This is a genomic window from Amycolatopsis bartoniae, assembly GCF_014191255.1.
In the GTDB taxonomy this organism is placed as follows: domain Bacteria; phylum Actinomycetota; class Actinomycetes; order Mycobacteriales; family Pseudonocardiaceae; genus Amycolatopsis_E; species Amycolatopsis_E bartoniae.
In genome coordinates this window covers 892973-916941 of the sequence record NZ_JACHWH010000001.1, presented here as the reverse complement: position 1 = coordinate 916941, position 23969 = coordinate 892973, and the positions used below count along the sequence as shown (strand labels likewise).

The following is a 23969-nucleotide window of genomic DNA, read 5'->3' as shown; positions in this document are numbered from 1 at the left end:
TCCGCCATGGCACATGACCACAAGGTACTGAGCACCCGGGCCGCCTGTCTGGCCGCTTTGCGAAGTCCCGCGCTGACCTCGAACCCCGGCTCCGACCAGGCGAACCTGCTGTTCCTGGACGGGCAGGCGCACGCACGCCTGCGGACCGTGGTGTGGCGGATGATCGCCCGCGCCGAACCGCTGCCGGACGCGGTGCGGGAGCGGGTCGAGGCGATCGTGCGCGGTTTGGGCGACGAGTTCGACCTCGTCGCGGATTTCGCCCGCCCGATCGCGGCGGCGGTGGCGGAGGCCGTGCTGGGCGTCGAACTACCCCCGCGGGTGCTCGCTGACCTCGAAGCGGTCACCGCGAACCTCGACGCATGGTTCGGCGAGGGCGGCGCCGCGGACACGGCCGCGCTGCGCCTGGCGATGTTCTTCGCGCGGGCCGGCGTACTGCCCGAGGCCGCCGTGACGGAGGAGGAACGCCTGGTCACGCCCGTGGTGCTGGCGCACGCGGCCGTCGAGAACTCGCGGAACTTCCTCGCGCTGGCGGGGTTGCGCCTGGTGACCGAGCGGCGGACACGGGACGTCCGGGAGCTGGTGAACGAGATCACCCCGGCGCGGCTCGTCTACCGGCGCGCGACCGAGGACGTCACGCTCGCCGGTCACGCCGTTCGCGCCGGAGAAACGGTGGCCATCCGCCTGGACGCCGGGCTGCCGTTCGGCTCCGGCCCGCACGCCTGCCCCGGTTCAGGCGTCGCGCTGGCCGAAGCGGAGGTGGCGCTGAGAGCGCTGGCGCGGGTCCTGCGGCCGGAACACCGGGTGCGGAACGTACTGTTCGGGTCGCACCCCGTGTTCTACAGCTTGGAGAGCGCCGTGGTGACGTCAGGAGACTGACGACACCACACCGGCGAGGCGGTCGGCCGCGGTCTGCGCGATCTCGTGCGTCGGCGCCTCGACCATCACCCGCACCAGCTGCTCGGTGCCGGACTGCCGCAGCAGCACCCGGCCCTGCTCACCCAGCTCGGCCTCGACGGCCTTCACCGCCTCCTGCACCGCGCCGGAGGCCACCACGGCGTGCTTGTCGGCGACCCGGACGTTGATCAGGACCTGCGGCAGCCGCCGCATCACCCCGGCCAGCTCGGCGAGCGGCTTCCCGGTGGCGGCGACGCGGCTCATCAGGCGCAACGCGGTCAGCAGGCCGTCACCGGTGGTGGCGAGCGCGGGGAACACCACGTGCCCGGACTGCTCGCCGCCCAGGGCGTACCCGCCGGCGCGCAGCTCCTCCAGCACGTACCGGTCACCGACCGCGGTGGTGCGCAGGTGCACGCCGTGCTCACGCATCGCCAGGTGCAGGCCCAGGTTGCTCATCACCGTCGCGACGAGCGTGTCGTGCACCAGCTCGCCCGCCTCGGCCATGGCGAGCGCGAGGACGGCCATGATCTGGTCGCCGTCGACGAGCTCCCCGGAGGCGTCCACCGCGAGGCAGCGGTCGGCGTCGCCGTCGTGCGCGATGCCCAGGTCCGCACCGTGCTCGCGGACGGCGGCCTGCAGCTTGTCGATGTGTGTCGAGCCACAGTTCTCGTTGATGTTGATGCCGTCGGGCTCGGCGGAGATCGCGACGACCTGCGCACCGGCCTTGCGGTAGACCTCGGGGGCGGCGAAGGAGGCGGCGCCGTTCGCGCAGTCGACCACGACGCGCAGCCCGGTCAGCGGATGCGGCAGGGCCTCGATGAGGTGCCCGGTGTAACGGTCGAGGGCGTCTGTGACGTCGGTTACCCGGCCGATCTCGGCGCCGGTCGGGCGGCTGCCGTTGCCCTCCAGCCCGGCCTCGATCTCGTCCTCGATGCCGTCGGGCAGCTTGTGCCCGCCCGCGGCGAAGAGCTTGATGCCGTTGTCCGGCATGGGGTTGTGCGACGCCGAGATCATCACGCCGAGGTCCGCGTCGAGCGCCCCCACCAGGTGCGCGACGGCGGGGGTGGGCTGCACGCCGACCCGCAGCACGTCGGCGCCCGCCGACGCCAGGCCCGCGACGACGGCGGCCTCCAGCATCTCGCCGCTGGCCCGCGGGTCCCGGCCCACGACGGCGACGGGGCGGTGCGACCGGTCGTGCGCGGCCAGCACGCGCGCGGCACTGGCCGCGACGGCGAGCGCGAGCTCCGGCGTCAGGTCCCCGTTGGCGAGACCTCGTACCCCGTCGGTGCCGAACAGGCGAGCCATGTGTTTCTCTCCTCGAACCTCTGCCAGGTGGAAAGCAAGTCGTCCCCCGCACTGGAACGTTAGCGCTCACGGGGAGCACCGCCCCGGGGAGTGCCTTCTGCCCGTGGAAACGACGAAGGCGCCCATCCGAGGTGTGGACGGGCGCCTTCGCGCGGGTGCTGCGGAATTAACGCTTGCTGTACTGCGGGGCCTTGCGGGCCTTCTTGAGGCCGTACTTCTTGCGCTCGGTGGCGCGGGCGTCCCGGGTCAGGAAGCCGGCCTTCTTCAGCGCGGGACGGTCCTCGGCGTCGACCTCGACGAGCGCGCGGGCGATCGCCAGGCGCAGCGCACCGGCCTGGCCGGAGGTGCCGCCGCCCTTGAGGTTGCCGAAGATGTCGAACGACTCCGGCTTGTCGACGGTGACCAGCGGCTCACGGATGAGCTGCTGGTGGACCTTGTTGGGGAAGTACTCCTCGAGGCTGCGGCCGTTGAGCTTGAACTCACCGGTGCCCGGGACGAGCCGCACCCGGACGACAGCCTCCTTGCGGCGGCCGACGGTCTGGGCGGACCCGCCGGCAGCACGCGACGGGCGCGGGGCGGCCGGGGTCTCGCTGGTCACGACGCCGTCGACGGCCTCGGGGGCCTCGACCTCCGTGGCCTCGGTCTCGGTGCTGGTCACGAACGTTTCCTCACTCACTGGGCGACCTGCGCGATCTTGGTGATCTCGTACGGCTGCGGCTGCTGCGCGCTGTGCGGGTGCTGCGGGCCGGCGTAGACCTTGAGCTTCTTGGCCTGGGCGCGGCCGAGCTTGTTCTTCGGCAGCATGCCCTTGACGACCTTCTCCAGGAGCCGCTCGGGGCGCGTGTCCAGCAGCTCGCCGAACGAGCGCTTGCGCAGACCACCGGGGTAGCCGCTGTGCCGGTACGCGAACTTCTGCTCGCGCTTGTTACCGGTGAGCGCCACCTTCTCGGCGTTCACGATGATGACGAAGTCACCGGTGTCCACATGAGGGGCAAAGGTCGGCTTGTGCTTGCCGCGCAGCAGCGTGGCGACCTCGGTCGCGAGCCGGCCGAGCACGACATCCTCGGCGTCGATCACGTGCCAGGCACGGGTGACATCGCCAGGCTTGGGGCTGTACGTGGGCAAGGGTCTACCTCGTCGTCAACTTGCGTGTGGGGTCGAGTGCGGGCCTAACGCGTATACCGCGCCGCAACGCACAACGACATCTGAAGATACCCCCTCACTCCGGAGGACCGGAAAGCGGGGTACCCGTGCGTTGTCCATACTACTGTGACGCGGTGACCGCCTCCCGACCGAGGACCAGAACCGCCGCATTGCTGGCCGGTGTCATGCTGCTGGTGAGTGCGTGCTCCAGCGCGAAGGCCGGCACGCCGGTGCCCAACGGGGCCGAGGCGGCGGCGTACGTGAGCGCGAAGTTCTCGGCGACGCTCGACAAGCTCGGCGACCGGTTCAACGGCGTCGACAGCCGTAAGAGCGTGCTCGACACCTTCGCCCGGTTCGACAACCGGAAGATCAACAGCACGGTGACGGCGGTGCAGCTCGGCAGGCCGCCCGCCCGGCTGGCGAAGAACCACTCCAATCTTGACTCGAACGAGTACCTGGACTCGTACCATCCGGCCAACAGCCCGGTCGAGTACCTGCTGCTGGGGCCGGTGTACGCCAGCCTCGCGCCGACGCACTGGGTGTCCATGCCGTACACCGCGGGTGACCTGAACGAGTGCTTCTGGGCCGGGACGCAGGACGTGTGCAAGATGCTCGGGGCGGTGTCCGATTCGGTCGACCAGGGCCGCGCCAAGACGGCGTCGAGCAAGGCGGACGGCGGGGTCGAGCTGACGGCCGACGTCACGCTGGACGCGTACCTGACCAATCGCGTGGTGGTGTTCCCGCAGGACATCCTCGACCAGATCGGGGCCGACATGAAGACGAAGACCCTGCAGGCGCGGATAGTCCTCGATCCGGCGGGGAAGCTGACGGAGATCGAGCTGGGAGGCACCATCAGCGGCGGCGGGCACGAGCTGGAGCTGCGGTCGCACTACCGGCTCGACGGAACGCCCACGGAGAACGACCTGCCGAAGATCCCCGACCCGTCGGACGTCACGGTGCTGGCGGACAGCGCCGCGGTGAGCGACTTCTACGCCCGCATGGGCGAGATCCAGGGCCGGTGAGCGGCGTGGACGACGTGCGACCGGAGGGCGAGGACGCGGAGCGGACGGCGCAGGCGGCGCCGGAGGTGAGCGCCGGGGTGGCCGGAGCCACGGCGGCTGAGCCCGGCGCGGCTGGCAGCGGAGCGAGCCAAGAAAGCGGAGCCGAGGCCGGGGCGGCTGAGGTCAGACCGGACGCAACCAGGGCCGGGGCGGCTGAGGTCAGGCCGGGCGCGACCGGGGCCGGAGCCAAGCCGGGTGAAGCCGGGTCGGGCGGGGTGGCTGGGGCGCCGCCGTGGACGCCGGGCACCGGGCAGACACCACCCACGCCGAGCGGACCCGTTCCGCCGTCGCAGGGATGGGCGCAGCACCCGGGCTTCGCTGGAAGCGCTTCCTACCAGGCCGGTCCATCGACCCCTCAGCCCTGGCAGCCCATGCCACCCGCGCCACCGAGTGCGCGGGCGACCTGGCCCGGCCAGCCCTCGATGGGCGGGCAGGCCCAACCGGGATGGGCTCCCGGGCAGCCGTCTCCCTCGCCAGGCTGGGTGGCACCAACACCTGGCATGCACTCGCCGGGCCACGCGACTCCTCCCCCAGGTTGGGCGGCACCGACGCCACCACCGTTCGCGCCACAACCGGGTCAGGCCACGCCACCATCGGGTTGGGCAGCCACCGGCCAACCGGGCCAACCAACGCCACCGCCGGGGTCGGCAGCACTGGCACCCACCGCCCAGCCCGGCGTCGACATGGGCCAGACTTCCCCGCCCGGCTGGGCTGGGCAGCCCCCCACAGCAGGGGAAAGCACCCCCCGGTACGGGATGCCCGGTGCGACCTACGGCGGGTTCGGCGCCTTCGACGCCAAGCCGGCCCGGTCGCGCAAGCCCTGGCTCATCGGGGCGGCCGTCGTGGTGGTGCTGGCCCTCGGGGGCGGGGGCGCGTGGTGGTTCGGCGCGTTCCGGGGGGACGTGCTCGACCGGCAGTCCGTTCAGGACGGTGTCCAACGGATTTTGCGCGAGGACTTCGGCGAGGGCGACGTGAAAGACGTCAGCTGCCCGGAGAACCAGCCCGTCCACACGGGAACCACATTCGACTGTTCGGTCACCGTCGCGGGGCAACCCAAAAAGGTCACCGTCCGGGTGCTCAACGACGACGCCCAGTACGAGGTCGGCGCACCGAAATGAAAAAGGGCCCCGGAACGAAACCGGGGCCCTTTTTTCGGAAAGCGGTTCAGCCGCCGAACATCTTCATGACGTCGGTGTCCGTCTGCTGGTAACCGTCGGCGATCTCGGGCAGCGCGATCGCGATCCGGGCCAGCAGCGAGTTCATGTCCTCGAGGGCCTTGTTCCACTCCTGCTGCCGGGCGTGCCACTGGTCCATGGCGTCACCGGTCCAGCCGTCGATCAGCTTCTTCAGCTGGTGCTCCAGCGTCTCGAACTGGCTCTGGATCTCGCCACCGGCGCTCTTGCAGTGGTCGGCCGCGTTGTGGATTGTGGCCGGGTCGACCAGGATCCTGCCGTCAGACATTTGTTTCCTCCCTTAAGGCTGTGAAATTCGGTGGGCGCGACGCGCGGTTTACAGGCCGTCCAGCACGGACTGGAGCTGGCTGATCTGCGACTTGACGTCGTCATCCTGGGTCTGGTACGCGATACCCGAGTTCTTCAGCATCTCGCCGATGTCCGCGAGCGCCTTGTTCAGGTTCTTCGACTTCTCGCTGAACGCGTCCATGACCTTCTGGAAGACGATCGCGGCCGGGCCGTCCCAGCCCGCGCGGGTGGCCTCGATCTCGTTGGCCAGCTTGACCAGGGTCGAGTCCATTGCCTGCTGGCACTCGTCAACGTGGGTCTGCGCCTCGGCGAAGTCCGCCGGAGTCCCGGAAAACCCGTTAGCCATTAGGGATGCCCCCTTCGTCTGTGGTTGTCGCCCGTACTGCCTTGGTACGGGACCTACGACGAAGACGATGCCATGGCCGGTTCCCCCTTGTCGCGGTTTGCCCCGAAGTAGTTGCGAGAGTGAATGCCGAGCCACGGAACCACTCCCGGAAAGGGCCATCCACCTCGGAAAACGGGTGTGAATTCGCAGTTGCGAAAGCGCGCGCCGAGGGCCCGGAAGGGCTTCAACTCGTGATTTCGAGGGACCGCACGACCTGGTCGCACGCCGAGGCCACCCGATCGTGCGCGGCCTGGGTGGCGTACTGGCACGCGACGTTCACCTGGACCTTGCCCTGCGCGACGACGTACCAGTCGATCGGTCCGAAGTTCCCCGCCTGGCGGTAGTAGATGACCTTGCGCCCGGCGAACGTCGCGTCCGCGTCGAAACCCGAGTACACCGAACCGGCCTGCTGCGCCTGCTGGCGCAGGTTGTCGGCCAGCTGCTGCGGGTTCGCCGTCGCGTCGTAGCCGAGCTCGTACTCCTGCACGGAGATCGCGTCGCTCTGGGTGACCGCGTCGCCCGGTTTGATCAGGGTTTCGCGGAACTGCGGCTGCCCGCCCGTCTGCGTCCAGTCCTGCGGCGCCGAGAACTGGTAGTGGTACTGCGCGACGACCTTCCCCTGCGGTGGCGCGTCGTCCTGCCCGGACCACAGCAGCAACCCGGCCACGACCACGGCGATGACGGCCACGGCGCCACCGATGAGCCAAGGCAGCCTCCGCTTGCGGGCGGGCTTCTCGGGCAGGGCGACGACCGGCACGCCGTGTGGCGGGGACACCGGCGGCGCGGGCGGGCGCTGCGGCTGCTGCGCCGGAAATCCGGCCGGTGGCCGCACCGGCGGACGCCCGGTGAAGGCCGGCCGCGGCGGGTTCCGCACGAGCTCCGTGCGCTGGTCGGGAACCGGCCGCGGCGGACGCGCCTGGTCCGTCCGCACGGCGAGCAGGGCTCCGCGCGCCACCACGGTTTCGGGCTGGTCCAGCGTGGTCGGTACGACGCCGGTGCGCTCGTGCACGAGGCGGGAGATCATCGGGATCCTGCTGGAGCCGCCGACGAGGAAGATCGCGGTGAGCTGCTTCGGGCGCAGGCCCGCTTCCTCGATCGCCGCGCTGGTGAGCTCGACCGCGCGGCTCAGCGGCGCCGCGATCAGCTTCTCCAGGTCCTCCCGCGTCACGTGCGCGTCGGCGAACGGCGGCGGCATGGGGACGTCGGTGTACGGGTGCCGGGAAAGCGTTTCCTTGGCACCGCGGACGTCCTGGCGCAGCACGCGACGGCGGCGGCGGTCGGCGAGCTCACGCCCTTCGACGAGCTGCCGCCACGCCGGGAGGTCCGCGGACGACACGAGATCGCCGACGTGCTCCAGCAACGCCTGGTCGACGTCGGCACCGCCGAAGCTGGGATCACCCCTGGTGGCGAGGACCTGGAACCCGCCCCGTCCGGTGTGCACGGGCGGACGGCTCACGACGCTCACGTCGACGGTGCCACCGCCGAGGTCGAGTACGGCCAGGGTCTCCCCCGGCCGCTTGCTGATCTCCACCGTCCGGTCGCGGTTGACCTCCAGCGGCGCGAACGTCGCCGCGTGGAACACGGCGGCCGCGACGGGTTCCGGCACCAGCCGGACCTCTCGGGCCAAGCCGCCCGCCGCCTGCCGCAGCAGCCTCGTGCGCACCGCGCCCCAGTCGGCGGGGTGGGTCAGCACGAGTAGGTCGACCTCGGCGCCACCGGCCAGCCGCCGGGCCTCGGACACCGCGCGCGACAGCACGGCGTGCACGACGTCGGTGACCCGGAGGACGGTGTCGCCCAGCAGCAACTCGCCCTCGTCGATGCGGCGCTTGGGATGCGGCTCGTAGCGCGACGGGTCCACGGCGGCCTGCCGCTCGGCCTCCTGTCCGACGAACAGCGTGCCGTCGGCGGCCGCGTACACGGCGGAGGACATCAGCGGCTGGCCGTCGATCACCGCCACCTGCGGTTCGCGGCCGTTGATCGCCGCCACGACGCAGGTGCTGGACGTGCCGAAGTCCACCGCGACCCGGACCGTCACGGCACACCTCCGGCCCGGCGCCCGGGGGAAGCGAACGCGGACCGCCCGGCCCACCGGCACGGCACGACAAAGCCGTCGGTGGACCGGGAAGCGCTCACTCGATCGGCTGGATCCACGAGACCTGCATGAGTTGTTTGCCGACCTTGCGGCTGACGAGGATGCCGCGGCCGGGGGGCATGAGGCTGGGTTTGACGTTGCCGATGAGGGCGCCTTCGTCTTTGCTGCCGTTCATGACCAGGCCGGGGGCGGCGATTTCTTTGAGTTTGCCGATGATGGGGTCGTAGGAGGCGCGCGACGCGCCGCCGGTGCGGCGGGCGACGATGAGGTGCAGTCCGACGTCTTTGGCTTGGGCCAGGAATTCCGAGAGTGGTTTGAGGGGGTTGCTGGTTTGGGTGGCGACCAGGTCGTAGTCATCGACCAGGATGAACAGTTCGGGGCCTTTCCACCAGGAGCGGTTGCGCAACTGTTCCTGGGTGACGTCCGGGCCGGGCAGGCGGCGGGTCATGGAGCCGTGGATGTCCTTGATCATCCCGTCGAGTTGGTTGGCGGAGACGGCGTAGCCGAGCAGGTGGGCGCCCTCGACGAAGCCGAGCATGGTGCGCCGGTAGTCGACCAGCACGATCACCGCTTCTTTGGCGGTGTAGCGCTCGGTGATACCGCGGGCGATCTGGCGTAGCAGGTTCGTCTTGCCCGACTCCCCATCGGCGAACGCGAAGAAGTGCGGGTCGGCGTCGAAGTCCAGATACACCGGGGCCAGCGCGTCCTCGCTGATCCCGATCGGCACCAGCTTGGTGTGGCGTTGTTTGTCCATCGACAACACCTCGTCGTAGGACACGGTTTCGGGCAGCAGCCGCACCTGCGGCGCGCTCCGCCCCCGCCACGCCCCGGCGATCTTGGCGACCGCGTCGGTCACCCCGGTGGCGAGGGTCTCGGCATCACTGCTGCCATCGATCCGCGGGAGCCCGGTGAGCATGTGCAGCTTGTCCCGGGTCAACCCGCGCCCCGGCCGCCCCTCGGGCACGTTCACCGCCACGCGGCGGTCGATGTCGGACTCACTCGGGTCCCCCAACCGCAACTCGAAGCGGGTGCCGAGCATGTCCTTGATCGCCGGGCGGATGTCGGCCCACCGGCTGGCGGTGATCACCACGTGGATGCCGTAGGTCAGCCCCCGCTGGGCGAGCGCGGTGATCTGCGGTTCCAGCTCGTCGAAATCGTCCCGGATCGCCCGCCACCCGTCCACCACGAGGAACACATCCCCGAACGGGTCCTGCTCGCCGGTGATCTCCCCCCGGCGCTTGCGATTACGGAAATCGGCCATCGAGTCCACACCCAGCGCCCCGAAACGGCCTTCCCGCTCGTTCGCCAGCGTGTTCAACTCCGCGATGATCCGCCGCGCCTTGTCCGGCTCCCGCCGCGCCACCGCCACCCCACCCACATGCGGTAGCCCGGCGAGCCCGGCCAGGGTGCCGCCGCCGAGGTCGACACAGTAGAACTGCACCTCCTCCGGGGTGTTCGCCAACGCCAGCGACATGATCAGCGTGCGCAGCAGGGTCGACTTACCCGACTGCGGACCCCCCACCACCACCCCGTGCCCGGCGGCACCGGAGAAGTCCGCCCACAGCGGGTCACGGCGCTGTTCGAAGGGCCGGTCCACGATCCCGATCGGCACCTGCAACTTCCCGTTCCCGAAAAACCCCACCGGCGACAACCCCCGCTCCTCGGTCGGGTTCAGGTTCGGCAACAGGGTGTCCAGCGAGTTCGGCTCGTCCAGCGGCGGCAACCACACCTCGTGCGCCGGCGGCCCCTGCCCCACCAGCCGCTCCACGATCACTTCCAGCTCGGTGGGCTCGCTGACCTCCTCGGACTGCTTGCTCACCGGCGCCGCGATCGCCACCGGTTCCGGCTCCGGCTCGGGGGGCAGTTCCACGAAGTCCGGCACGAACAACTGCGGACGCTTGTCCGCCCGCACCACACTCGACACCGGCCCCGCCGCCTGAATCCCCGCCGGGCGGTAGGGACCTGACACATACGAGGCTTTGAACCGGACCATGGTGGAGGTGTCGTACTTCAAATACCCCGACCCCGGAATCGAGGGCAGCTCGAACGCATCCGGCACCCCGATCGCCGCGCGGGACTCGGCCGCGGAAAACGTCTTCAACCCGATCCGGTACGACAGGAACGTGTCCAACCCCCGCAGCTTGCCCTCCTCCAGCCGCTGCGAGGCCAGCAGCATGTGCATCTGCAACGAGCGGCCGACGCGGCCGATCTGCAGGAAAATGTCGATGAAATCCGGCTTCGCCGTCAACATCTCGGAGAATTCGTCGATGCAGATGAACAACGCGGGCAACGGGTCGAGGTCGGCCCCGTTCTCCCGGGCCTTCTCGTAATCCCAGACGTTCTTGTAATTACCCTTCGCCAGCACCTCCTGCCGGCGCGCCACCTCCCCCGCGATCGCGTCCTTCATCCGATCCACCAGGGTGAGGTCACCGGCGAGGTTGGTGATCGTGGCGGCCACATGCGGGGCCTTGTCCAACCCCAGGAACGTGGCGCCCCCCTTGAAGTCCACCAGGATCATGTTCAACGCGGTGGACGAATGCGTCGCCAGCAACCCGAGCACCAGGGTGCGCAGGAACTCCGACTTGCCCGACCCGGTCGCCCCGATACACAGCCCGTGCGGGCCCATGCCCTCCATCGCGGCTTCCTTGATGTCCAACTCCACCGCCTGCCCGAACTCCCCCACCCCGAACGGCACCCGGTAACGGTCGCGCACCGGGCGCGGGCGCCACGCCTGCTGCACATCGAACGTCATCGGATCCCCGGGAATGCCGAGCAACTCCAGCAGCGTCGGGTTCGACAGCAGCGGCTCGTCCGCGCTGGCCTCCTCCGCCGCCGACCCCACCCGAAACGGCGCCAGCTTGCGCGCCAGCGCCTCACACTCCACCACACTGAGCGTGTCCGGCTTACCGAACCACTCCACCCCACCCGCGCTACGCGCCCCCACCCGGGTCGGTTCCACCACCAGGCGCAACCCGCGCCGCGCCGCCAGATTCCCCAGCGAGTCCGACAGGTCGATCAGGGTGACCCCGACCAGGCCCTCTTCCAGGATGATCTGCTCCTCGCGGGTCACCTCCGCGTCATCGATCACGATCACCACATGCGGCTGATCCGGATTCGGGGTGGCGTTACGCGAGAACCGCGGCCGGTCCCGCAACTCCCCGTCCAGCCAATCCTCGATCTGCTGCAACGACCCCGCCATCATCCGCAACTGGCCAATCCCGTCCGACAGCTCCGGATGCTGCACATGCGGCAGCCACTTCGCCCACTCCCACTCCGCCTTCGCCCGCCCCGCCGTCGCGATCGCGATCAGCACGTCATCGCAACTGTGGAACGTCACCAACTGCGCCAGCATCGCCCGGGTCAACCCCCGGGTCAGCTCACGATCCCCCTGCACACTCACCGCCGCGAACCCCCGCAACGTGATCTGCGTCGGCAAATCCGGCACGATCGAATGCGCCCGCACAAACCGCCGCAACGCCAGGGTCGCGATCGGCTCCAACTCCTCCACCGGCCCCGTCTGCGGCGGCACCAACCGCGTCGCCAACCGATGCGAACTACGCCCCACCCGCAAATGCAGAAAATCCTGATCGTTCTGACGCCGCTCCCACATCCGCCGGCTCGCCGCCAACGACCACAACGCCTGCGGATCCGGATGCACCCACTCCAGTGCGGCGCGCTGATCCGCCATCGCCTCCCGGGCGCGCTCGCGCATCTGACCGAGATACCGCAGGTAGTCCTTGCGGTCCTCGTTCATCTCCGCCTTCTTCGCCCCACCCGACTTGCCGCCGCCGGCGAACATGCCGCCCATCGACATGACCATCATCAGCGGGAACATCAGCGTGAGCGGGCTGCGGGCGGCGGCCCCGCCCGTGGTGAACATGACCACGACCATGCCCACCGTGGCCACGACCATGACCACGGGCATCATCTTCTGCACGACGTTGCCGGGGATCGTGCGCGGCACCTCGGGCGGCGGTTCGAGGTGCACCTCTCCACCCGGTGGGCGCGGCGCCGCCATGCGCGGCGATTTCCGGAACTGCAGCGTGCTCACCGAAGGACCCCTCTTCAATCCGACGCCCGGACTTCCTGCCTGGTCCGGGGCCGTCCCACACGTTAGCGAATCCGGACACCCCCGCGGGGCGATACCGCCAGAGCCGGTCCCGTTCTCGCTGAAACCACCCCATGGCGACCCCAGGTGCGTTAATACTAGGACCGCCCACCGACAGTCCGGAACGTTTCGGCGGGTGGCGGGGTACTGGCAGCGGCGCCGGTCGGATATAAGTAGCCCGCAGCACTGTCTTATTTAGGGGGCACCCACGTGGCAACGGGCACGACGGTATTCAGCAGGGTAACGGTGGTCGCGCCGCGCACCCGGATCGACGTGGCACTGCCCGCCGACGTCGCGGTCGCCGACCTGCTGCCGATGCTCCTGGACATGGCGAAGGAGACCTCGCCGGACGGCGGTGCCCGTCACGGCGGCTGGGCGCTGGCCAAGCTCGGCGACGCCCCGCTGGACCCCAGCCGCACCCTGGCCTCGCTCGGTGTCGTCGACGGTGAGCTGCTCCAGCTGCGCCGCCGCAACGAGAACCCGCCGCCCCCGCTGTACGACGACGTGGTGGACGCCATCGCGGACTCCGATCCGGACAGCTTCCGGCCGTGGACCAAGGAGACCGCGCGGCGCATCGGGCACATCGCGGGCGGACTGGCCCTGATCACGGCCGCCGTCGCGCTGTTCACCGCGGGCCCGCTGTTCGGCGGCAACGGTCTCGCCGCGGCGCTGACAGCGGGCGTCGCCGCCATCGCGTGCCTCGCGGTCGGTGCCACCATCTCGAACGCCTATCAGGCCGAGAGCACCGGCGTCGTGATCGCCGCCGCGGGCGGTCTGCCGTTCGCCTTCGTCGCCGGGTTCTACGCGGTGCCCGGGCTGACGGTGCGGGCGAACCTGCTGCTCGGCAGTGGTCTCGTGGTGATACTCGCGGCCGTCGCGATCCTGGTCATGGGCGCGGGCATCACGACGTTCATCGCGGCCGCCACGGCCGGGGTCATCGGCGTGCTCGCGTTCACCGTCGCCACGCTCATCGCGCACCCCGCCCCCGGCATCGCGGCGGGCACCGCGGCGGTGTCGCTCGCGGCGATCTCGGTGCTGCCCCGCGCCACGATCTGGCTCGCGAAGCTGCCGCTGCCCCACGTGCCCGGCACGGCGGAGGAGCTCAAGGAGGACGACTCCTACCCGGACTACACCGCCATCGAGCGGCGCACCGCGGTGGCGCACAACTACATGACGGGCCTGCTGGTCGGCTGCGGCGGCGCCACCGCGGTCGCCGCGATCATCACCGCGACCGCACCCGGCGTCTTCGGGATCGTCACCGCGGTGGTCGCGACGCTGGTCCTGCTCCTGCGCGCGCGGTCGTACGCCAACGGCGCGCAGGCCGTCGCGCTGCTGACCACCGGCATGGTGTCGGCAGGGGGCATCCTGATCGGCTGGATCTTCACGCAGGGCCCGACGGGCAGGCTGCTGTGGGTCTTCGGCGCGCTGGTGCTGGTCGCGGTGGGCTCGCTGGTGGTCGGCGTGATCTTCCCCAACCAGCGGTTCTCGCCGCCGCTGCGGCGGACCGTGGAGGTGTTCGAGGCCATCTGCATCGCGGCGGTGCTGCCGCTCGCGCTCGCGGTCATGGACCTCTACACCGTGCTGCGGCACGTCTCGTTCAGCTGAGAGGGGTTGCGCGCGTGCGTACCTTGGGGGTTCCCGGCCGGTCCGCGGTCGCGCTGCTCGCGGGGGCCCTCGGGGTCTTCAGCCCGCTCAGCGCGCTCGCGCAGGACACCTCGACCGCGAACGAGCCGTGGGCTCCGCCGCCGGTCAGCACCAACGCGCCGGGTGACGGGAACGGGCAGCAGAGCGAGATCCCGTACCAGAAGCAGAAGGAGTGCGTCACCCGCGACCTCGACAACAACATCGTGCTGCAGGAGAAGCCCTGGGGGCAGCAGTACCTGCAGATCGAGCAGGCGCAGAAGCTCGCCGTGGCGGCACATGGCAGCGCCGGCGGCGGCGTCAAGGTCGCGGTGATCGACACCGGGGTCACCCAGCACCCGTACTTCCGGTTCCCGGTGATCGGCGCGGGCGACTACGTCAACGCGGCGAACAACGGCCTCGAAGACTGCGACGGACACGGCACCGAGGTCGCGGGGATCATCGCCGCCAGCACCCCGATCAACATCGGCTTCAAGGGCGTGGCGCCGGACGCGCAGATCATGTCGATCCGGCAGTCCAGCCAGAACTACGGCCAGCCCAACAACCAGTCGGCCGGTGGCGGCGCGCAGACCGGTGGCGGCAGCCGCGAGCAGGGGCAGGGCGCGGGGAACACGCACACGCTCGCCCAGGCCGTGGTGCGCGCGGTGCACCAGGGCGCCAACGTCATCAACATGTCGGTGGACAACTGCCGTCCCGCCGACGGCCAGATCAACTCCGGCGAGCGGGAGCTGCAGGCCGCGGTCCACTTCGCGGCCACGAGCAACGTCGTGGTCGTCGCGGCCGCGGGGAACACTTCGGACTCCTGCAAGCAGAACAACCAGCCGAACCCGGAAGAGCCGCAGTCGATCGTCAGCCCGCCGTGGTTCGCCGACGACGTGCTTTCGGTCGCGGCCATCGACGAGAGCGGTGGCGTCGCGTCGTTCAGCATGAACGGGCCGTGGGTAAGCGTGGCGGCGCCGGGCACGAAGATCACGTCGCTCGACCCGTCGCAGGGCTCGGACAAACTGGCGAACCAGGTGGTCGAGGACGGCAAGCAGCAGGACATCCAGGGCACCAGCTTCGCGGCCCCGTACGTCGCGGGTGTGGCGGCGCTGGTGCGGGCGCAGTTCCCGAACCTCAACGCCTACCAGGTGATGCACCGCATCGAGGCCACCGCGCAGCACCCGGGTGCGCCGGGCGGGCGAGACAACTACATCGGCTACGGCGTCGTGAACCCGGTGGCGGCACTGACGGCGATCGTGCCGGAGGAGGAGGGCATCCCGGCCGCGCAGCCGGAGCAGCTCCCGTCCGGCCTGCCGCCCGCGGCGCACAAGAACTGGACGCCGATGATCGTGGCGCTCGCCGGCACCGGTGGCGGACTGCTGGTACTGCTGATCACACTGTTCGTGGTCCACACCATCCGGCGCAACCGCCCGGCGTAGCCGGTGTGGCACCGCACGGGAGGTGCCACACCGCTCAGTTGCCGCTGCCCGACTGCCCGCTGCCGGCGACGGCCGCCTGGCTCTGCTGCGTCGGGAAGGTCCCCGCGCTCCCGTCCACCGGGATGTCGTCGAAGCTGCGCTGCGCGTCCGTGACGTTCAGCGAGGTTCCGGAGGGCAGGAGCCGCAGGATGGTCTCCGGCGCCGGGCGCGGCGCCGGGTTGTCCAGCCCCAGCCCCTTCAACGTGTTCGCGTCCGGAATGCCGTAACGCAGGCCGTTGTCGGTCACCAGACTCATCGGGCCCTTGCCGAACGAGTCCGCCGACGTCGCGGACTGAACCACCGCGGCCCGTCCCGGCGGCAGGTAGAAGTGGTCGATCTTCCCGTCCGGGCCCGGCTTGCCGATGTCGATCACCTTCGCGTTCTGCGGCGTCGGCAGCTGGCTCCCGACCGTGACGACGGTGTGCGGCTGGTTGTCCACGATCGTCCAGCCCAGACAGGTGGTCGGGAACTTCGCCGGGTCGAGGATGGTGGGCACCACCGCGGGCATCGTGCTGACCGGCAGCGCGTCGGGATCGGCGGGCTGGACCTGGCGGATGCCGTTGATCTCGTTCGGACTGACCACGGGGATGTCGCGGCTGCTGGACTGCGAAGCCCGGATCAGGTCACCGACGGCGGGCTCCACCTTCTGGATGCCGCCGGGCAGGATGACGTAGATGTCGGAGGCACCGGTCACGCTGTTCACCCGGAACACGTTGCCGTTGCGCAGCCCCTCGCCCGCGAGCGACGGGAAGTTCGCCTGGCCGCCTAGGCTCGGCACCGTGGGCGGCGCCAGCGGGGTCACCTCGGGGATCGCGTTGAGCAGGCCGATCGAGATGTGCCGCACGGGAGCGCCGTTGAGCCCGAAGACCGACGACACCGCGGCCTGGTTCGGATCGACCTCCGCCCGCACGGTGTCGGCGTTGGGGTCGTTCGGGTTGTTGGGCAGCCGGTAGATCAGGTACGACTTCCCGTTGTCCGCCTTGGCGTACACCGCCGAGTCCAGCGCCAGTTCCTTGCCCAGATCGGACACTCCCGCGTAGACGGTGGTCTCGAGCTTCGCCTGCTCCAGCTGGACCGAGTCGGGCAGCCGGTCGTTGATCACCAGGTTGTCGCACACGCCCCACGCGTCGGAGATGCGCTGGCTCGCGCTCGGCAGCAGCTGCGGGCCGTCGACGATGCCCGTGCGCCGGTTGTGCGGGATGTCCTTCAGCGAGTCGTCCGGCACCACGGTGGGTTGCGCCGCCTCCGTCGCCGCGCCCTTCGACTGCGCGAGCAGCAGCAGGCGGGCCGAGGCGAGGTTGAACGTCGGGGTGAGCGACTTGGGGTTGCCCGAGACGACGTAGATCGTGCCGGAGTCCTTGCCGATCACGATGCCGGAGTCCGGCACCGCGGGCGACGGGCTGATGAGGCCGAAGATCACGAACCCGACCACGCCCAGCAGACCGAGGATGAACCCGACGAGGGTGGCCCGGCTGTGCGTGCGCATGGGGTCGTGCAGCATGACCGAGTCACGCCGCACCAGTGCCGACTGCATCCGGCGCAGCACGAAGCGGTACGCCTGGACCTGAGATTTCGTTGTCGGTGTTGACGGCATTCTCGACCTACAGCTCCCCGAGTCGCGGTACGGTTCCGCAGGATAACCGTAGGAGAACCGTACTGGTGCGGGTTTGGGACAACTGGTGCCGGCCCGAGCCGCTAGTGTCGGATTCGCTTTCGGCAGCAGTACGACGAGGGGAAGAAAGCGCGGATGTCCGTCACCACGCCGCCACGACCGGGCGGGCCTCCCGGCTCGCCGCCGCCCCGGCGCCCGGCGGGTCCGCCACCCCGGCAAGGCCGTCCCGCGGGCGGTCCTCCTCCTCGCGTACCCGGTGGCCCTGGCGGGCCTGGTGGACCCGGCGGTTCCGGTCCCGGTGGACCGGGCGGTCCCGGCGGCCCTGGTGGTCCTGGTGGACCTGGCGGTCCCGGCGGGCCTAGTGGCCCGGGTGGTCCTCCCCCGGCCCGGCCGCCACAACCCTCCGGCGGCGCCACTCCCGCACCGGTCGCCCCGCCCGCCCGCAGGCGGCGCACCGTCGCGAGCCTCGGCCCGCTGCCCGTGGCCAACCTCGTGGTGCTGGAGGTCGGGCTCGCGATCGGGCTGGTCCTGCTCGCCATCAACACCTCGCTGCTGTACGTGGCGATCGGCGTGGTCGCCGTGGCGCTGCTGGTCGCGATCATCCGTTGGCGTGGCAAGTGGTTCACGCAGTGGTTCGGGCTCACGTTGCGCTACTCGTTCCGTTCACACGACCGGACGGCGGCGCAGCCCCGGCCGAACGTCGAGCCGAACCAGGACGAGTCCGTCACCGGTCCCGAGGACGCGCGCGTCAGCCTGCTGCGGCTCGTCGTGCCGGACCTCGTGGTGGCGCACGGCACCGACCACGAGCGGCAGCAGGTCGGCCTCGCGTGGCACGACGGCACGTGGACCGCGGTGCTGCTCGTCGAGCCGACTCCCGCGCTGATCACCCAGGCGGGTGGCGCGCCCAGTCTTCCGCTGTCGGCGCTCGCGCCCACCCTCGAAGACCGCGGCGTGGTGCTCGACTCCATCCAGGTGATCTGGCACACCTACCCCGGCAGCGCGGCGCTGCCGTCCGAGTCGCCCGCGCTGACCTCGTACATGGAGGTGCTGGGCCCGCTGCCCGCGGCCGCCCGGCGCACCACGTGGGTCGCGATCCGGCTGGATCCGCGGCGCTGCCCGGCGGCGGTGCGCGAGCGCGGCGGCGGTGTCGTCGGCGCGCACCGGGCGCTGATCGGTGCCTTGTCCCGCGTGCGCAACGCGCTGGAGTCGCAGGGCGTGCCGACCCGGCCGCTGGACCCGGACGAGGTGCTGCGGGCCGGGATCTCCGCGGCCGAGCTGACGGCCGTCGCGGGCAGTGACACGCGCACGAACATGCGGGAGCACTGGACGAGCGTCACCGCGGCGGGCATCGGGCACGCCAGCTACGCGGTCACCAGCTGGCCGAAGGGCCGGATCACCAGCAGCCTCAACGCCTTGACGAGCGTCCGCGCGCTTTCGGCCACGGTGGCGCTGTCGATCTCCCCCGCCGACGACGAGGGCCAGATCAACCTGCGCGGCGTGGTGCGGATGAGCGCACGCAACCCGCGCGAGCTCGACGCGGCCGACGACCGGCTCAACACGCTGGCCGACAAGGTCGGCGTGTCGCTGACCCCGTTGCGCGGCCTGCAGATCGAGGGCCTCGCGGCCACTCTGCCGATTGGAGGGACGGCGTGAGCCTCCGGTTGCGTGATCCTGGGCGGAACAACGGGGTCGCCCCCGAGTTCACCGTGGACCCGAAGCTGCTGGACGCGATCAGCCCGTCCGGTGACCGCGGCGGGATCATCGTCGGGTCGGGGTTGAACGGCGAGCCGCTGACCATCTCCGCCCTGCGTGCGGTGCCGACGCGCATCGTGCTCGTCGGTGGTCTGTACCTCGCGCGGCAGGTGGCGTTGCGGGCCGTGGCGGTGGGCGCGTGGGTGGTCATCGCCACCGGCCGTCCGGCGGCGTGGCAGGTGTTGCCGCAGGCCGCGGGCACCGGCCCGAACGGGCGCCCGTCGCCGCTGGTGCAGATCCGCAGGCTCTCGCCGGTCGAGCTGCCGCGGCCGTCGGAGGACGCGCCGCTGCTCGTGGTGACCGACGGCGGGCCGACGCCGCAGGACCTGTTCCCGCCGCGTTCGCCGTGGCAGACGACGGTCTACGTGCTGCCGTACCTGCACCCGCAGGCGACGACGATCGCGAACGCCGCGGACATCGTGCTGATGCAGCGGTTGCCCGTGGGGCAGGCCGAGCTGGCGGCGCGGATCTGGCGCCTGCCGCCGCAGATGATGCGCCAGCTGACGACCCTCAAGGACGACCAGGTGGTGGCACTGGGCGCGAACCTGTGGCGCCCACTCCGCCTCGTCACGACGGGCAAGGAGCAGCAACTACTGGGCCCCGTCCGCCGCGGCGACTGAGGATCACCGTCGACGCGGGCCGCGAACCTCAGCCCGCGTCGGTGGGTTGGCGCACCGCGCGGGTCTGCTCCGCCCGTGCGGCCAGCTCGTCGTCCGGTGGGTAGTCCACCCCGACCAGCGTGAGGCCGTGGGCCGGGGCCACCGCGCTGTCCCGGGTGCGGCTGCGCAGCACCTCCGCCGGCCACTCGACCGGGCGGCGCCCGTCCCCCACGAGCAGTAGCGCGCCCACCAGACTTCGCACCATCGAGTGGCAGAACGCGTCCGCCGAGACCTCGGCCTCCACCAGGTGCGTGTCCAGGCGCCGCCAGGAAAACCGTTGCAGCTCCCGGATCGTGGTGCTGCCCTCGCGCTGCTTGCAGAACGCCGCGAAGTCCCGCAACCCCAGCAACGCCTCGGCGCCCTCGTTCAGCGCCGTCACGGACAGCGCCCGCCCCCAGCCGAGGGTGTCCCGCCGCACCAACGGATCCACGCCCCACGGCGCGTCCGAGACGCGGTAACGGTAGTGCCGCCGCACGGCGGAGAACCGCGCGTCGAAACCCTCGGGCGCCACGCGCGCGGACAGCACCCGCACGTCACCCGGCAGGTACCGGTTCCACCGGTGGCACATGCGCTCCAGGTCCGGAATCCCGTGCTCGTCCACCGGCAACCGGCCGGCGGGCCCACTCAGCGGGACGACGTCGACGTGCACCACCTGACCCGTGGCGTGCACCCCGGCATCCGTGCGCCCGGCCACCACCACCGACTTCGGCACCGCGGAACCCGGCGGCTGCTTCGCGAGCGCCTCTTCGAGCAGCCCCTGCACCGTCCGGCGGCCCGGCTGCCGCGCCCAGCCCGAGAAGTCCGTGCCGTCGTAGGAGACGTCCAGGCGCAGACGAACGAGCCCGCCCTCCCCACCGGGGAGAACGGGCTCGTCACGCGGAACGGAGTCGGTCAGGACTCGTCCTTCTTGCCTTCGTCCGCGGACTCCTCGGCGGCTTCCTCGGACTTCGCCTCGGCCTGCGGAGTGTCCTCGTCAGCGCCCTCAGCGGGCTCCGCCGTGGCCTCCTTGGTGGCCGAAGCCGGGGCCTCGGCGTCCTGGTCGGCGACCTCGGCGGCCGGGGTTTCCTCGGCCTTCGCCTCGTCCTTGGCGAAGCGGCTCTTGCGAGCGCGCTCGGCCTCGGCGGTCACAGTCTTCTCGGACACCAGCTCGATGACCGCCATCGGGGCGTTGTCGCCCTTGCGCGGCAGCGTCTTGGTGATCCGGACGTAGCCGCCCGGACGGTCGTCGAAGAACGGCCCGATCTCGGCGAGCAGCTTGTGCACCACATCCTTGTCGCGGATGACCCGCTGGATCTGGCGCCGGTTGTGCAGGTCACCGCGCTTCGCCTTGGTGATCAGCTTCTCGGCGAGCGGGCGGACCCGGCGGGCCTTGGCCTCGGTGGTGGTGATCTTGCCGTGCTCGAAGAGCGACGTGGCCAGGTTCGCCAGAATCAACCGCTCGTGGGCCGGCGATCCACCGAGACGGGGGCCCTTCGTGGGGGTGGGCATTGCTTCTCCTCGTTCAGCTTTGCGGCTGACGGCCGCGCCCGTCCACAATGGACCTCCACTGTGGACGGGCGGTCAACGGCCTACAGCTGCTCCGTCTCTGCGTAGTCCTGGCCGTCGTCGTGGCCAGCGTCCGAAATGCCGTCGACACTCTCCGGCGAGGACCAGCCCTCACCGTCGTAGCTGGCGGCGGCGGCCGTCGGGTCGAACCCGGGCGGGCTGTCCTTGAGCGACAGGCCCAGACCGACCAGCTTCAGCTTGACCTCGTCGATCGACTTGGCACCGAAGTTGCGGATGTCCAGCAGGTCCGCCTCGCTGCGCGAGACCAGCTCGCCCACCGTGTGGATGCCCTCGCGCTTGAGGCAGTTGTACGACCGGACGGTGAGGTCCAGGTCCTCGATCGGCATCGCGTAGGCGGCGATGGTGTCCGCCTCCTGCGGCGACGGGCCGATCTCGATGCCCTCCGCGTCGACGTTCAGCTCGCGGGCGAGACCGAACAGCTCCACCAGCGTCTTGCCGGCCGACGCGACCGCGTCCCGGGGCGTGATCGACGGCTTGGTCTCCACGTCCAGGATCAGCTTGTCGAAGTCGGTGCGCTGCTCGACACGGGTGGCCTCGACCTTGTAGGTCACCTTGAGCACCGGCGAGTAGATCGAGTCGACCGGGATCCGGCCGATCTCCGCGCCGGCCTGCTTGTTCTGCAGGGCGGGCACGTAGCCGCGGCCGCGCTCGACGACCAGCTCGATCTCCAGCTTGCCCTTGCCGTTCAGCGAGGCGATGTGCAGATCGGGGTTGTGCACGGTGACCCCCGCCGGCGGCACGATGTCCGCCGCGGTGACCTCGCCCGGGCCCTGCTTGCGCAGGTACATGGTGACCGGCTCGTCCTCCTCGGACGAGACGACCAGCTCCTTGAGGTTCAGGATGATGTCGGTGACGTCTTCCTTCACCCCCGGGACGGTGGTGAACTCGTGCAGCACCCCGTCGATGCGGATGCTCGTGACCGCCGCGCCCGGGATGGACGACAGCAGCGTGCGCCGCAGCGAGTTGCCGAGGGTGTAACCGAAGCCCGGCTCCAGCGGTTCGATGGTGAACCGGGACCGGGTCTCGTTGATCGGCTCCTCGCCGAGGGCCGGTCGCTGTGAAATCAGCACTTTCGTTCTTTCCTTTCCTGCCGGCGCCCGCCATATGACGCCGAAAGGGATGGCGAAGCGGAGGCGTGCGGGTGCACGCCTCCGCGGTCGATCACTTCGAGTAGAACTCGACGATCAGCTGTTCCTGCACCGGAACCTCGATCTGGGCCCGCTCGGGGAGCTGGTGCACCAGGACGCGGAGGTTCGACTGCACGACCTGCAGCCAGGCCGGGATCGGGCGGTCGCCGAAGGACTCCTTGGCGGCGACGAAGGGCAGCATCTGGAGCGACTTGGGCCGCACGTCGATGATGTCCCACTTCTCGACCTGGTAGCTGGGGATGTTCACCTTGACGCCGTTGACCAGGAAGTGGCCGTGGGCGACCAGCTGCCGGGCCTGGCGGCGGGTGCGGGCGATGCCGGCGCGGTAGATCACGTTGTCCAGACGGGACTCCAGGATCTGCAGCAGGTTCTCACCGGTCTTGCCCTGACGGCGCGCGGCCTCCTTGTAGTAGCGGCTGAACTGCCGCTCGAGGATGCCGTAGGTGTGGCGAGCCTTCTGCTTCTCCTGCAGCTGCAGGAGGTACTCGGACTCCTTGACCCGGCCGCGGCCGTGCTGGCCGGGCGGGTACGGGCGACGCTCGAAAGCCTGGTCGCCGCCGATGAGGTCGACCTTGAGACGCCGCGAGATACGAGTCGCGGGGCCGGTGTAGCGAGCCATGTGTTGTTACTCCTCCCCGTTCCTCAGACCCGGCGCCGCTTGGGCGGGCGGCAGCCGTTGTGGGGCTGCGGGGTCACGTCCTGGATGGTGCCGACCTCGAGACCGGCGGCCTGCAGCGAACGGATCGCCGTCTCACGGCCGGAACCCGGGCCCTTGACGAACACGTCGACCTTCTTCATGCCGTGCTCGGCGGCCTTGCGGGCGGCGTTCTCGGCGGCCATCTGGGCGGCGAACGGGGTGCTCTTGCGCGAGCCCTTGAACCCGACGTGCCCGGACGACGCCCACGAGATCACGGCACCGGTCGGGTCGGTGATCGACACGATGGTGTTGTTGAACGTGCTCTTGATGTGCGCGTGGCCGTGCGCGACGTTCTTCTTTTCCTTCCGCCGGACCTTCTTGGCCCCGGCGGTACGAGACTTGGGTGGCATGTGGGGGTGTTTCTCCTCTTAGCGCGAGTTCTCGGGCTGCTCGGCGGCAGCAGCAGCGGCAGCGGCCATGCGGGCCTCCTGCTGACCGCGCCGGATCACGGAACCGGCGTCGGTGTACAGGTTGCGCAGGGCCATCGGGCGGGCGTAGAGAGCCTTCGGCGATACGCACGAGTTGCGGACGGCACGCTGACCGCCCATCCGCACGACCTTCTTGCCCTGGACGCTCACTTCTTGCCAGCCTTCTTCTTGCCGGCGACCGTCTTCTTCGGGCCCTTGCGGGTGCGGGCGTTGGTCTTGGTGCGCTGGCCGCGCACCGGCAGCCCGCGGCGCCACCGCAGCCCCTGGTAGGTGCCGATCTCGATCTTGCGCCGGATGTCGGCGTTCACCTCGCGGCGGAGGTCACCCTCGACCTTGTAGTGCTCTTCGATGTAGTCACGGAGCTTGACCAGGTCGTCGTCGGTCAGGTCCCGCACCCGGGTGTCCGGGTTCAGGTCCGCCGCCGCGACGAGCTCCTTCGAGCGGGTACGGCCGATGCCGTAGATGTAGGTCAGCGCGATCTCCAACCGCTTCTCGCGGGGGAGGTCTACGCCGGCGAGTCGTGCCATGTCGGCTGAT

At 70.5% G+C, this 23969-nt stretch carries 22 protein-coding genes; 7 read left to right on the top strand and 15 right to left on the bottom strand.

Annotated features, from left to right (window positions below):
- Positions 1-6 precede the first annotated feature (6 nt).
- Entirely contained in the window at positions 7-876 is an 870-nt protein-coding gene (locus FHX82_RS04565; protein ID WP_145939130.1) for a cytochrome P450 family protein, read from the top strand.
- On the opposite strand, the gene glmM is transcribed toward FHX82_RS04565, so the two are convergent.
- The 3 genes from glmM to rplM form a co-directional block, all read right to left on the bottom strand.
- Positions 865-2199 (bottom strand): phosphoglucosamine mutase, encoded by a 1335-nt coding sequence (gene glmM, locus FHX82_RS04560; RefSeq protein WP_145939131.1) that lies wholly within the window; start codon positions 2197-2199, stop codon positions 865-867. The two genes, FHX82_RS04565 and glmM, sit on opposite strands and share 12 nt — an antisense overlap.
- Positions 2200-2365: 166 nt before the next feature.
- On the bottom strand, positions 2366-2857 hold the full coding sequence (gene rpsI, locus FHX82_RS04555; RefSeq protein ID WP_145939132.1) for a 30S ribosomal protein S9: 492 nt from the start codon (positions 2855-2857) through the stop codon (positions 2366-2368).
- A gap of 14 nt (positions 2858-2871) precedes the next feature.
- Positions 2872-3324: a 50S ribosomal protein L13 gene (gene rplM / locus FHX82_RS04550; protein WP_145939133.1), complete on the bottom strand. Its 453-nt coding sequence runs from the start codon at positions 3322-3324 to the stop codon at positions 2872-2874.
- A 152-nt stretch (positions 3325-3476) separates the two neighbouring features.
- Between rplM and FHX82_RS04545 the strand changes: the two genes are divergently transcribed.
- Positions 3477-4364, top strand: coding sequence for a hypothetical protein (locus tag FHX82_RS04545; protein WP_229881539.1), 888 nt, complete (start codon positions 3477-3479; stop codon positions 4362-4364).
- A 794-nt stretch (positions 4365-5158) separates the two neighbouring features.
- Positions 5159-5521 carry a DUF4333 domain-containing protein gene (locus FHX82_RS36785; protein WP_229881540.1) on the top strand — a complete coding sequence of 121 codons (363 nt, stop codon included), beginning with the start codon at positions 5159-5161 and terminating at the stop codon, positions 5519-5521.
- Positions 5522-5567: 46 nt separating this feature from the next.
- On the opposite strand, the gene FHX82_RS04535 is transcribed toward FHX82_RS36785, so the two are convergent.
- The 4 genes from FHX82_RS04535 to eccCa form a co-directional block, all read right to left on the bottom strand.
- Positions 5568-5864, bottom strand: coding sequence for a WXG100 family type VII secretion target (locus tag FHX82_RS04535; RefSeq protein WP_145939135.1), 297 nt, complete (start codon positions 5862-5864; stop codon positions 5568-5570).
- A 48-nt stretch (positions 5865-5912) separates the two neighbouring features.
- Positions 5913-6230 (bottom strand): WXG100 family type VII secretion target, encoded by a 318-nt coding sequence (locus FHX82_RS04530; RefSeq protein WP_145939136.1) that lies wholly within the window; start codon positions 6228-6230, stop codon positions 5913-5915.
- 223 nt (positions 6231-6453) lie between these two features.
- Positions 6454-8304, bottom strand: a complete 1851-nt coding sequence (locus FHX82_RS04525; RefSeq protein WP_229881542.1) for a type VII secretion-associated protein — start codon at positions 8302-8304, stop codon at positions 6454-6456.
- 94 nt (positions 8305-8398) lie between these two features.
- A complete protein-coding gene (eccCa, locus tag FHX82_RS04520) occupies positions 8399-12412 on the bottom strand; it encodes a type VII secretion protein EccCa (RefSeq protein ID WP_183176472.1) in 4014 nt (1337 codons plus the stop codon).
- Between the two features lie 267 nt (positions 12413-12679).
- Here eccCa and eccD point away from each other — a divergent pair, with 267 nt between their 5' ends.
- Both eccD and mycP read left to right on the top strand, forming a co-directional pair.
- The gene (eccD, locus tag FHX82_RS04515; RefSeq protein ID WP_145938361.1) at positions 12680-14074 is read left to right on the top strand and encodes a type VII secretion integral membrane protein EccD; all 1395 of its coding nucleotides are present in this window, start codon (positions 12680-12682) and stop codon (positions 14072-14074) included.
- 14 nt (positions 14075-14088) lie between these two features.
- Positions 14089-15531, top strand: coding sequence for a type VII secretion-associated serine protease mycosin (gene mycP, locus FHX82_RS04510; protein WP_145938362.1), 1443 nt, complete (start codon positions 14089-14091; stop codon positions 15529-15531).
- Between the two features lie 34 nt (positions 15532-15565).
- Here the strand turns inward: mycP and eccB are convergent, their stop codons facing one another.
- Positions 15566-17164, bottom strand: a complete 1599-nt coding sequence (gene eccB / locus FHX82_RS04505; protein ID WP_145938363.1) for a type VII secretion protein EccB — start codon at positions 17162-17164, stop codon at positions 15566-15568.
- Positions 17165-17662: 498 nt separating this feature from the next.
- On the opposite strand from eccB, the gene eccE reads away from it, so the two are divergent.
- Together eccE and FHX82_RS04495 are read left to right on the top strand one after the other, a co-directional pair.
- On the top strand, positions 17663-18835 hold the full coding sequence (eccE, locus tag FHX82_RS04500) for a type VII secretion protein EccE (protein ID WP_145938365.1): 1173 nt from the start codon (positions 17663-17665) through the stop codon (positions 18833-18835).
- Positions 18832-19554, top strand: a complete 723-nt coding sequence (locus FHX82_RS04495; protein WP_145938366.1) for a hypothetical protein — start codon at positions 18832-18834, stop codon at positions 19552-19554. The genes eccE and FHX82_RS04495 overlap by 4 nt, the downstream gene beginning before the upstream one ends.
- Before the next feature lie 28 nt (positions 19555-19582).
- On the opposite strand, the gene truA is transcribed toward FHX82_RS04495, so the two are convergent.
- The 7 genes from truA to rpsM all read right to left on the bottom strand — a co-directional run bounded on the left by truA (position 19583) and on the right by rpsM (position 23959).
- Positions 19583-20419 (bottom strand): tRNA pseudouridine(38-40) synthase TruA, encoded by an 837-nt coding sequence (truA, locus tag FHX82_RS04490; protein WP_229881525.1) that lies wholly within the window; start codon positions 20417-20419, stop codon positions 19583-19585.
- Between the two features lie 65 nt (positions 20420-20484).
- The gene (gene rplQ / locus FHX82_RS04485) at positions 20485-21081 is read right to left on the bottom strand and encodes a 50S ribosomal protein L17 (protein ID WP_145938368.1); all 597 of its coding nucleotides are present in this window, start codon (positions 21079-21081) and stop codon (positions 20485-20487) included.
- 80 nt (positions 21082-21161) lie between these two features.
- Complete coding sequence (locus FHX82_RS04480) at positions 21162-22229, bottom strand: DNA-directed RNA polymerase subunit alpha (protein WP_145938369.1); 1068 nt, start codon at positions 22227-22229, stop codon at positions 21162-21164.
- 91 nt (positions 22230-22320) lie between these two features.
- On the bottom strand, positions 22321-22926 hold the full coding sequence (rpsD, locus tag FHX82_RS04475) for a 30S ribosomal protein S4 (protein WP_145938370.1): 606 nt from the start codon (positions 22924-22926) through the stop codon (positions 22321-22323).
- Positions 22927-22949: 23 nt separating this feature from the next.
- Positions 22950-23354 (bottom strand): 30S ribosomal protein S11, encoded by a 405-nt coding sequence (rpsK, locus tag FHX82_RS04470; protein WP_091505007.1) that lies wholly within the window; start codon positions 23352-23354, stop codon positions 22950-22952.
- Positions 23355-23372: 18 nt separating this feature from the next.
- Positions 23373-23582, bottom strand: a complete 210-nt coding sequence (locus FHX82_RS04465) for a hypothetical protein (protein WP_145938371.1) — start codon at positions 23580-23582, stop codon at positions 23373-23375.
- Positions 23579-23959 (bottom strand): 30S ribosomal protein S13, encoded by a 381-nt coding sequence (rpsM, locus tag FHX82_RS04460; protein ID WP_145938372.1) that lies wholly within the window; start codon positions 23957-23959, stop codon positions 23579-23581. The genes FHX82_RS04465 and rpsM overlap by 4 nt, the downstream gene beginning before the upstream one ends.
- Between the last annotated feature and the right edge of the window lie 10 nt (positions 23960-23969).